The following is a 9740-nucleotide window of genomic DNA, read 5'->3' on the forward strand; positions in this document are numbered from 1 at the left end:
TCAGCCGCCGCCCGACAGGTCATTTCCGTTGCCCGGTCAAAGGCAGAGTGATGGACGTCGGCGGGACACATCCATGCCCAGCGCCACCAACACAGGAAGAATTCCATGAAAATCGACAGGAATGGATCTCAGCCGTCCGCAAAGGGCCCGGAAGACTGGTTCACCGGAACAGTCCGGATCGATCCGCTTTTCGCTGCCAACGACGCCCGTCGGGGAGCCTCCGCCCTCGTCACGTTCGAACCCGGCGCACGCACGGCATGGCATACGCACCCTCTCGGCCAGACGCTGATCGTCACTGCGGGTTCCGGGCTCGTTCAGCGCGAAGGAGGTCCGATCGAGGCCATTCGTCCGGGTGATGTCGTCTGGTTCGAACCGGGCGAAAAGCACTGGCATGGCGCATCTCCAACGACAGCCATGACGCATATTGCGATCCAGGAGCACCTCGACGGCAAGGTCGTCGACTGGCTCGAACACGTGACCGACGCGCAATACAAGCCCTGACCGCGTAAGCCGGCATCGCGGTGCCGGGCGACACGTTCCATCGCCCGGCCAGCGGATGAACCGGGATGGCGGATCAGTCGAGATACTGCTCGTCGGTGACCTTCTCCATCCAGTCGACGGCTTTGCCGTCTTTCACGTTGGAGACAGCGATATGGCTCATGCCATTCTTGTCGGTTGCCCCGTGCCAATGCTTCGTGCCCGGTGGCGTCCAGATCACGTCGCCCGGGCGGATCCGGCGCTTTTCGCCGCCTTCTTCCTGTACCCAGCCGGCGCCGGATGTCACGATCAGAATCTGTCCTGCGGGATGCGTGTGCCACGCCGATCGCGCCCCCGGCTCGAATGTCACGAGCGCCCCTGAATTGGTCGTATGCGCGTTGTTCCGGTAAAGCATATCGACGACGACCGAACCGGTAAAGTTGGCCTTAGGACCCCGGGCGCTCGCGCGTGAGCCAGCCGGAAAGATCTCGGTGGCCTGAGAGATTTCGGGGGATTGAGCGAACGCTCCTGCAAATGAGGTGCAGGCTATCATGGCAGTCGTGGCGAAGAGTTTCATCATATCGTCCTTCTGTCGGTTTCGCGGGTTCGTTCCAGGCGCTTGCCGGCCGGTGCCGGCGTTGCGCCTGTGCGGGAGATGGTGATGTGCGGCCCTCGGGATTAGCGGGCAGAACGTGAAGAGAGATATGGGTGTCATTCATAAGCGAACTGCTCCCATGCCGGCGGGTCGCCTGCAAGGATTTGATGAAGGAGGTGCGGGCATGCTGAGGGAAAACGTGACGGACCTCATGGCATTCGTGGTCGTTGCGCGCGAACGCAGCTTTACGCGGGCTGCGGCCCAGCTCGGCCTTTCGCAGTCCGGAGTCAGCCACTCGATCCGCGGGCTCGAGGAGCGTCTCGGCGTTCGTCTTCTCACGAGAACCACGCGAAGCGTCTCGCCCACGCCCGAAGGCGAGCGGCTTCTGGCAACGATGGCGCCGCGCTTTCTGGAGATCGAGCAGGAGCTCTTCGCGTTGAGCGATCTCAGGGAGAAGCCGGCGGGAATGATCCGCATCACGGCAGATGACTTTGCGATCGACACTGTCTTGTGGCCGAAGCTGCAAAAGGTTCTGTGCAACTATCCGGAAATCAAGGTCGAGCTCGTCGTCGATTATGGCCTGACCGACATCGTCGCCGAGCGTTTCGACGCCGGCGTTCGGCTCGGCGAGATCATCTCTCAGGGAATGATCGCGGCAAGGATAAGCGGCAACCAGCGGATGGTGGCGGTCGGCGCGCCCGCCTACTTTGCGGATAGGTCCGAACCGATTGTGCCGCAGGATCTGACCGGCCACAACTGCATCAACCTCCGGCTTCCGACGAAGGGAGGCCTCTACGCCTGGGAGTTCGAAAAGGACGGTCAGGACTTCAAGGTGCGCGTGAACGGTCAGCTGACGTCGAACGGGGTCAGGCAGATCCTGCAGATGGCATGCGATGGCTACGGGATCGCGTTCATTCCCGAGGGCCTCGCCCTTCCCGATCTTCAAGCGGGCCGGCTCGTGCAGGTGCTGGGCGACTTTTGCCCGTACTATCCGGGCTATCATCTCTACTACCCGTCGAGACGGCAGCCCTCGGCCGCCTTCTCGATTGTCCTCGACGTATTGCGCGAACGCGGCTAGGGCATTTCCGGTGAGCCCGTGTCCAGCGGGAATGCCCTAGCCTTTCGTTTTATCGCAATTATCCGACGCCGAAGCGATGACGTTTCGGCTGGAAATGCTGTAGACTGATTTCCCAGACCGGGCGCGCCGATCAGGAGGCACGCTTCGCAATGACGTCTTTCACCACGGGCACTGCGGAGAAGAGGTTCGGCCAACCCGCATAAAAGGCGAGTTGTGTCAGAAATTCGGATGTCTCTTCCGTTTTCAGGCCGTTATCCATCGCGCGATTGAGGTGGTAGGGCACCTGAGCGACCTGCCCGTTGGCGATCAACGATGTTACCGTGATCAGGCTTCTGTCGCGCGGGCTCAGACCGGGCCGAAGCCAGACGTCCTTGAACAGAAGATCATTTGTGTACTCGGCCAGGTCGGGAGACGTCGGACTGACGGTCTGTTCGACGGTCGCCCGCCGGGATGCATCCTTCTCTGCATCGAGAGGCATCAGGGCTGGCTTTGCCGGGGAAAGCTGATCCGGGCCAATGCCCCGCGCGGCAAACACATCCTTTGCCACGCCCACGGCTGCCGTTGCATTTGCCCAACCGGAATAGAACGCCAGATGCGTGATGATCTCTGAGAGTTCTTCCGGCTTGACCCCGTTGTCGAGCGCGAGACTGAAATGGTACGCGAATTCGGCAGGCTGGTTTCTGGCAATCAGAGCGGCGACCGTAATCACGCTTCGATCGCGCGGCGCCAGTCCCGGGCGCTTCCATAAATCGCCGATGGCTGAGGTCGCGGTATAGTCCGCCAAAGCCGGCGATACCGCTTTCATGTCCTCCAGCGTCACCGGCGGCGTCGCGAGCGGGTGTTTCCGATCCTCAGCAAGGGCCGGCGCGGCGGTCAGGGAGAGGGAGAGGGAGAGTGCCGTAGCGGCGAGATGCTGCTTCATGGGAAGATCCTTTCGTTTGCGGCGGACACGAGCGCGTCCCCTCAACGATATGGCGGCGGGATCCTTCCGGATCAGATACCGGCGCCTGATAGGACTTATGAGCCGAGCCCATGAAAGCCGGTTGCAGAAGCTCTGCCTCCCGCTCTCCCCCCGGGAGACCCTCAGCGCGCGCTATCGACCTTGACGGTGACTTTGCCGGGCCGGTCGAAGATGGAGACGTCGCCCTTGACCTGACCGAGAATGACAATGCCGGGCGCTGGAACCTCTCCGTCACGATAGTAGATGACGAAATCGCCGGAGCTCCACAGGCCCAGCGTCCCCGCGGAGAACGCACGCTGGCGCGGCGCGGAGGGCAGCGCGGAGGGCAGGTTGCCGGTCTTTTCCTGACGAAGATGGTCGTCCATCTCGATCGTCAGCGGCAACATGCCGGCGAGGGCGCGGGCGGCCGCGTTTTCGGCGAGTTCAGCGGTCACATCGCCCCATTCGGACGAAATGCGGATACGATCTTGGGTCAAGGCGGTCCCTCCCATGAACAGCATGAGTAAAGCTGCGGAGAATGTCGTTCGTACGAACTGTTTCATATCTGGTCTCTCGTTGCTGGACGTGAAGTCTGGCGGTGTGCCCTGATGGATACCATGGCGTAATGCGAAAGAACGGCCGCCCCTGCCATGACGGCCGTCCAGTGGGCGAAAAACGGCGTCACGGAACTGGTGAAGTCCCAGAAGGCGATGCTGTACCCAAGTGTCAGCTTGGTCGATACGTCGAGCACGGCAAAGCTCCATGCGCCGAAGCCGAGAAGGAGAAAGGCTGCAAGACGCCCCATGCCTGTCCGGATGCGGGACGGTGAGAGCCTGAAAGCCGTTCGCGCCGTGGTCATCACGCGTGTCCAGTGACTGCCTGCATGAACGGCCACGATCAACACCACCCAATAGGCCGAGAACCAGTGAAGCTCGACAATGCCCACCTCGTCCGTCAGAGGCGGCATGCCGGGCAGGGACCGTGAGATCAGCAGGCTGGTACAGACCAGCACCGTTATGAGGATGGCGAGCCATGCGTGTACGAGCGTCACCGCCCAGCGTTGCAGGTCGTAACGCCCCGTTCCGAGCCTCATAAACCACCGCCGGTTCACGGTCAGGTGCCAGGCCAGAAGAGTGAACATCGCAGCCCCGAAAAGCTCATGCGGTCCGTTGTCGAGCCACCAGTAGGCGAGCGAGAGCATGAGCAACGCGGCCATGCTCGCTGGAAGAAGAATGCGGTGGGTCCACAAGCGAAACATGACGGCAGCCTGCAGGCGTCAGAGTGTGTCATCATCGGCAAGAGCGCCGCTGAGGGTGAACAGGAACTGCTCGGCTCTGCGCGAACGGTGACAGGCATAGCATTGAGCGACATTCTCGTCCGCTTTGACGGTTCGGTCAGGCCAGAACCATTGATATTCCCATTGATCTGCGCCAGCGCCGATCTTCTGCGCGACGAGGTAGCGCGTAAGAACGTCACTTTGATAATCGACAAGAACCATGTGCGTCCCCGTTGGAACCGGTTCGCCCGCCTTGAGGGCTGCAAGCGCTGCAGCGCTCGTCAGCATGTGCTCGCGGGTGATCCCCCGTCGAACGGTCGTATAATGCTTAAGCTCATCGAGCGGCGGAAACGTGACCTCATTGGGAGCCGCAAGCGCCGGTGTCGGCGACACATCGGCTTCTGCGAAAAAGGCGCCCGTCAGGACGATCGCGAACGGCACGGAGAGCAAGCCGGACCAACGGGAAACATTCATTGCTTTCATCTTTCAAAGCTGGGCAGGCAAAAGCCTTTAGCCGGTGACTTGTCAGACCACTTGCTGGTATCCCGGCCGGATGTCGCGCAGACACCGGCCGAGAGGAGAAGCATGAAAATGGGACGACATCGTCGGCCGATTTACAGGCTTTATGCGAGGTGCTGGTCGAAGAAGCCTTTCAGCTTATCGAAGGGGATTAAATCCACACGGTCGTAGAGATCGACATGGCCGGCGCCCTTTACCCAGACGAGTTCCTTCGGCTCCGATGCCTTGTTGTAGGCCTTCTGGCTAAACTCCTTCGAGTGGGCCTGGTCGCCCGAGATGAACAGCATCGGGCGGGGGGAGATGGTCTCGATATCGTTGAACGGGTAGAAGTTCATGAACTTCACGCTGCTGCTCAGGCTCGGCTTCGTCGTCGTCTCCTGCGTCACGCCCACCGGTGTGAATTCACCACGCGGCGTGCGGTAGAAGTCGTAGAATTCGCGCTGGATCGGATCGGTATCTGCTGTCAGTTCCAGGGTGGTGCCGCCAATGTGCTGGATGCCGGCGCCATCTGCTTCTGCCCAGCGCTGTTCGGCTGCCGTGGCGATGAAGGCCTTGCGCTGCTCGACCGTCTGGGACTTGTTCAGCGCATCGCGGAACGCGGCGCCCATGTCGTACATGCTGACCGTGGCGACGGCCTTGATGCGTGGATCGATCTTGGCGGCGCTAATGACGAAGCTGCCGCTACCGCAAACGCCGATTGCGCCGATATTCTGGCGATCCACGAAGGGCTGTGAGCCGAGGAAGTCCACGCCTGCGCTGAACGCTTCCGCGTAGGCTTCCGGCGACACCACATTACGCGGCTGGCCTTCGCTCTCGCCCCAGAAGGGCAGGTCGATCGACATGGCGACGAAGCCCTGCTCGGCCATCTTGGTGGCGTAGAGATTGGCGCTCTGCTCTTTCACGGCACCCATCGGGTGGCCGACGATGATGGCAGGATTCTTGGCGGCCTGGTCCATATCCTTGGGAAGGAACAGGTTGCCGGCAACCGCGGTCTGGTGCTGGGTCTTGAACGTGACCTTCTGCGATGTCACCCGATCGCTGGTGTAGAAGTTGGAAGCACCGTTGGACATGTCTTGAGCCTTTGCAGTCATCGTATCGAAAATGGAGATGGTGCCGAGAGCAGCGACGCCGGCACCCGTCATCTTGAGCAGGTTGCGACGATCGATGCCGGTCGTCGGAGTTTTCAGGTCGTCGAGGTAAGTTTCATCAGTCATAACGGTGGATCCTTGGTTCAGCGGGCGATGGAAAATGATCGGGTGTCGCGGGATGTCAGCGAGATTGGGAACGCCAAGCCGCTGCGGCGAGAAGAGAAGAGCCGGCAAGAAGGACGGCTGCGAACAGGAAAGTCGTCCACCAGCCCGTCGCATCGAACAGCACGCCGCCTGTCGAGGCCCCGAGCGTGATGGCGAGCTGGATGGTTGCGACCTGCAGCCCGCCACCGGCTTCGGCGTCGTCGGGCATGGTTCGGCTCAGCCACGTGCCCCATCCCACGGGTGCCGCCGTGCCGAGCAGGCCCCAGCCGACAAGCAGGACGGCGGTCGATGTGGCGGACGATCCCAAGGCGATCAGGCCCAGCGCGATCACGGCCATGAGCAACGGTATCGTGATCAGGACGGGAAAGAGCCGGGTGCCCAGCATTTGGCTGACGACGTAGGTGCCCACGACACCCGCTAGTCCCATCAGGAGGAGGAGGAGCGACAGGGTCGAGATCGAAACGGAGGTAACCGTCTCAAGGAAAGGTCGAAGATAGGTGAACAATGCGAACTGCCCCATGAAGAGCAACAGGATCGACGCCATGCCGATGGCGACTTCCGGCCGAAGAAGAAGCCGGAACACGTTGGAAGACCTTATGCCGGACGTCGTCTCGGCGGAGCGCGGCGGTAGCGAAGGCATGCTGACCCACTGCCAGACGAGCGCGACAAGCGCCAGCGGAACGACGGCGAAAAAGGCGCCACGCCAGCCGATATAACTCCCGAGCAGGCTGCCGAGCGGTGCGGAAATCGTGGCGGCGATGGCGTTTCCGGCGTTCAGCATGGCCAAACCCTTGGGAACGGAATCTTCGGGAACGAGGCGCATGACGATCGAGGTGGACATCGACCAGAAGCCGCCGATCGCCACGCCCAGCAGGGCACGTCCGATCATCAGGACGAGATAACTCGGAGAGAACGTGACGATGGTTCCCGAAATCACCAGCATCAGCGAAAAGGAGGCAAGCACCAGCCGCCTGTCCAGCCTGCGCGTCAGGCCGGACACAAAGAGGCTTGTGAGAACGGCAAAGACGCCGGAGATCGAGATCGCCTGTCCAGCCCGGCCTTCCGTCACCCCCAGTTCGGTTGCGATAGGGGAGAGGAGGCTGACCGGCATGAATTCCGAGGCGATGAGGACGGCAACGCAGAGCGCCATCGAGACAATCGCGCCCCAGGCGGCCTTCGGCACGGGCGAAGCGGGAACGACATGTTTTTCAAGGTCGGGACCGCTGGCGAGATGAGGGTGTTTCACAGCTTTCGATGTCATGACCGCAACATAAGCTTAATCTGGACCGAAAATTACCCATTGCAATTCGCTTGAACTTATCGATGATCGACATCAATGCAGGGGTGGTGCGGCCGGTCATGAAGCGCGAAGATTTGAACGACATGCTCTGGTTTCTCGCCGTTGCGGAAGAGCGCAGCTTTACCAAAGCGGCGGCAAAGCTTGGTACGTCGCAATCAACCATCAGCCATACGATCAAGAAGCTGGAGGCTCGCATAGGGCTGCGTCTCTTGAGCCGCACGACGCGAAGCGTCGTTCCGACGGAGGCGGGAGAGCGCCTGATCCGCTCGCTTGCGCCGCGCATCGAGGAACTCGAAACCGAGATCGACGAGTTGATGGAGAGCCGCGACAAACCTGTCGGCTCGGTGCGGATCACGCTGTCGGACTATGCCCAGGAAAGTATCGTCTGGCCGAAACTTCGCCCGCTGCTACGTCAGTATCCCGATATCAAGGTCGAGTTGAACAGCGATAACGGCTTCCGCGATATCGTCGAGGAGAAGTTCGATGCGGGCGTGCGGCTGGGCGAAAGCGTGGACAAGGACATGATCGCGGTCCGCATCGGCCCTGACTGGCGGCTGGTCGCGGTCGCATCGCCGGATTACTTGGGGACGTGTTCGACACCAAAGGCGCCCCAGGAACTGGTCGGCCACCCTTGCATTAACCACCGGCAGGCGCGAGCCGGCGGTCTCTATGCCTGGGAGTTCGAAAAGGACGGCCGTGAGGTCAGGGTCCGTGTGGAAGGTCAGCTTACGTTCAACACGTCCTACGCCATGATCGATGCGGCCGTCGCAGGCTATGGCATCGCCTATGTCCCGGAAAGCCTCGTCACCTCCGAGGTCGCCGCCGGCCGACTCGTCCAGATCCTCGACGACTGGTGCCCGCTGTTTCCCGGCTACTACCTCTACTACCCGAGCCGCCGCCAGAACTCCCCGGCGTTCAAGATCGTCGTTGATGCGTTGAGGGCCTAATTGATGCGCCGCGCAGCACCGGAAAACGTCAAGAGGGCCACAGAAGGTTCCATTGCTCGATGCTCATGCCGGTCTGATGGACGTGTCTGTCTGCCGGAGAAGGATACAGCCTGACAATGGGATTACGCGTGGGCGGAAACGTTCCTGCACGGCACGCGCAGGACTGTGACGCTGAACCGCATTCTCGAGAACCTCTCCCGTAAAGGTGAGTTGACCGGGGAGGATTCTCGCGAATCCTGCGATACCGCAAGGCGGGGGCCGGAATGCGGAAACGACATCCATGGTTTCGCTCTCCGGTCCTTGAGAAAAAGACGTCACATCTCCCGTCAAGGTCGAGACATCAAAGGAAGAATTCGACGATGCGTAAGATGCTGCACATGTCTCGGATAGCCTGGAATAGAGGGCGGCTGATCACCTTATGCCTGGCTACCTTGATCGCGCTGATGCCCGCCCTGTTTCCCGTGTCGCCGGCTTTCGCGCACCATGGGTGGCCGGGCTTTCAAACCAATCGCCTCATCTATCTTGAGTGAACGGTATCTTCGGATGGCGTCTGGGGCAACCCGCATTCCCTTTTCGATGTAACCCTGAGCAGCAATCTGCCTGCAAAAACTCCGGAACTTGCCATTCCGAAAGAGCTGCAGAATCCTGAGGACAGCACGCGCGTGAAGGCCGCTCTATCCTACAAGGGTCCTCACAAGGACCTGAAGATCATCATCGCAAGTCGATGAATTTTTTCTCATCTGCTTACAGGTTGGCGGTTCGAATCCTTTCAAGAGCAAGACAGTTGAGAAAGGCGAACCTAAATCTGCGAACGGACTGTGTTTCCGAGCGGGTGCAGGTCCCCGTGAAGTAGCGTGCCAACAAGGCTGCCGCCAAGACCGTTTTTTGCCCAGCTCCAGCCTCTAGTATCGCAAATTTTGCGAGCAACCATCGGTTTGTTCTGGTCCACAATCATCGGAGGGGTGAGCATGACGAGCCGGCTACCCTTGTCGTTGTCACACATCAGCATGAGGCCTGGGTGTTGATTTCCACTGAGAGCTGACCCGGCATTTCCACCGAGAAGTGACCCGCCTTAGGTATCGTTTGTGTTGGTCGTAGTGGTCAAGTTCCTGCGTTTCNTGTTGATTTCCACTGAGAGCTGACCCGGCATTTCCACCGAGAAGTGACCCGCCTTAGGTATCGTTTGTGTTGGTCGTAGTGGTCAAGTTCCTGCGTTTCTCCTTGGTTGTTTTCGGCTCATGGGCCGAGCTGTTCTTGAAGCGAAAGCTGTCATTTCCCGTTTCCAGGATGTGGCAGTGGTGAGTAAGCCGGTCGAGCAGCGCGGTCGTCATCTTGGCGTCGCCGAAGACGCTGGC

11 protein-coding genes are annotated in these 9740 nt (G+C 60.5%); 3 read left to right on the forward strand and 8 right to left on the reverse strand.

Translation table 11 applies throughout. The features are described from left to right. Window positions 1-105: 105 nt before the first annotated feature. Window positions 106-501 carry a cupin domain-containing protein gene (locus tag ASG39_RS22900; protein ID WP_062597264.1) on the forward strand — a complete coding sequence of 132 codons (396 nt, stop codon included), beginning with the start codon at window positions 106-108 and terminating at the stop codon, window positions 499-501. A gap of 73 nt (window positions 502-574) precedes the next feature. Here the strand turns inward: ASG39_RS22900 and ASG39_RS22905 are convergent, their stop codons facing one another. Then, entirely contained in the window at window positions 575-1057 is a 483-nt protein-coding gene (locus ASG39_RS22905; protein ID WP_062597265.1) for a cupin domain-containing protein, read from the reverse strand. Between the two features lie 199 nt (window positions 1058-1256). Between ASG39_RS22905 and ASG39_RS22910 the strand changes: the two genes are divergently transcribed. Continuing rightward, entirely contained in the window at window positions 1257-2150 is an 894-nt protein-coding gene (locus ASG39_RS22910) for a LysR family transcriptional regulator (RefSeq protein WP_062597266.1), read from the forward strand. Window positions 2151-2280: 130 nt separating this feature from the next. On the opposite strand, the gene ASG39_RS22915 is transcribed toward ASG39_RS22910, so the two are convergent. The 6 genes from ASG39_RS22915 to ASG39_RS22940 form a co-directional block, all read right to left on the reverse strand. Next, window positions 2281-3072 (reverse strand): carboxymuconolactone decarboxylase family protein, encoded by a 792-nt coding sequence (locus tag ASG39_RS22915; RefSeq protein WP_062597267.1) that lies wholly within the window; start codon window positions 3070-3072, stop codon window positions 2281-2283. 161 nt (window positions 3073-3233) lie between these two features. Further along, a complete protein-coding gene (locus ASG39_RS22920) occupies window positions 3234-3587 on the reverse strand; it encodes a cyclophilin-like fold protein (protein WP_244481317.1) in 354 nt (117 codons plus the stop codon). A gap of 62 nt (window positions 3588-3649) precedes the next feature. Then, window positions 3650-4306: a hypothetical protein gene (locus tag ASG39_RS22925; RefSeq protein WP_156468254.1), complete on the reverse strand. Its 657-nt coding sequence runs from the start codon at window positions 4304-4306 to the stop codon at window positions 3650-3652. Window positions 4307-4366: 60 nt separating this feature from the next. Further along, a complete protein-coding gene (locus ASG39_RS22930; protein ID WP_062597270.1) occupies window positions 4367-4840 on the reverse strand; it encodes a hypothetical protein in 474 nt (157 codons plus the stop codon). Window positions 4841-4989: 149 nt separating this feature from the next. Further along, window positions 4990-6207: an alpha/beta hydrolase gene (locus tag ASG39_RS22935; RefSeq protein ID WP_244481318.1), complete on the reverse strand. Its 1218-nt coding sequence runs from the start codon at window positions 6205-6207 to the stop codon at window positions 4990-4992. Continuing rightward, entirely contained in the window at window positions 6155-7399 is a 1245-nt protein-coding gene (locus ASG39_RS22940; protein WP_244481319.1) for an MFS transporter, read from the reverse strand. The genes ASG39_RS22935 and ASG39_RS22940 overlap by 53 nt, the downstream gene beginning before the upstream one ends. A 98-nt stretch (window positions 7400-7497) precedes the next feature. Between ASG39_RS22940 and ASG39_RS22945 the strand changes: the two genes are divergently transcribed. After that, window positions 7498-8385: a LysR family transcriptional regulator gene (locus ASG39_RS22945; protein ID WP_062597301.1), complete on the forward strand. Its 888-nt coding sequence runs from the start codon at window positions 7498-7500 to the stop codon at window positions 8383-8385. A 1172-nt stretch (window positions 8386-9557) separates the two neighbouring features. Here the strand turns inward: ASG39_RS22945 and ASG39_RS22955 are convergent. Next, on the reverse strand, window positions 9558-9740 hold a 183-nt coding region (locus tag ASG39_RS22955), incomplete at its 5' end, for an ATP-binding protein (protein ID WP_162242410.1).

The sequence above is a fragment of the Rhizobium sp. Leaf371 genome (genome assembly GCF_001424045.1).
Taxonomy (GTDB): Bacteria; Pseudomonadota; Alphaproteobacteria; order Rhizobiales; family Rhizobiaceae; genus Ferranicluibacter.

What these genes read in the sequence shown, in the direction of transcription:
- ASG39_RS22930 (WP_062597270.1), bottom strand. Translation starts at nt 4,840, where the DNA reads ATGAATGTTTCCCGTTGGTCCGGCTTGCTCTCCGTGCCGTTCGCGATC.
- ASG39_RS22900 (WP_062597264.1), top strand. Translation starts at nt 106, where the DNA reads ATGAAAATCGACAGGAATGGATCTCAGCCGTCCGCAAAGGGCCCGGAA.
- ASG39_RS22915 (WP_062597267.1), bottom strand. Translation starts at nt 3,072, where the DNA reads ATGAAGCAGCATCTCGCCGCTACGGCACTCTCCCTCTCCCTCTCCCTG.
- ASG39_RS22945 (WP_062597301.1), top strand. Translation starts at nt 7,498, where the DNA reads ATGAAGCGCGAAGATTTGAACGACATGCTCTGGTTTCTCGCCGTTGCG.
- ASG39_RS22910 (WP_062597266.1), top strand. Translation starts at nt 1,257, where the DNA reads ATGCTGAGGGAAAACGTGACGGACCTCATGGCATTCGTGGTCGTTGCG.
- ASG39_RS22925 (WP_156468254.1), bottom strand. Translation starts at nt 4,306, where the DNA reads ATGGCCGCGTTGCTCATGCTCTCGCTCGCCTACTGGTGGCTCGACAAC.
- ASG39_RS22905 (WP_062597265.1), bottom strand. Translation starts at nt 1,057, where the DNA reads ATGATGAAACTCTTCGCCACGACTGCCATGATAGCCTGCACCTCATTT.
- ASG39_RS22940 (WP_244481319.1), bottom strand. Translation starts at nt 7,399, where the DNA reads ATGACATCGAAAGCTGTGAAACACCCTCATCTCGCCAGCGGTCCCGAC.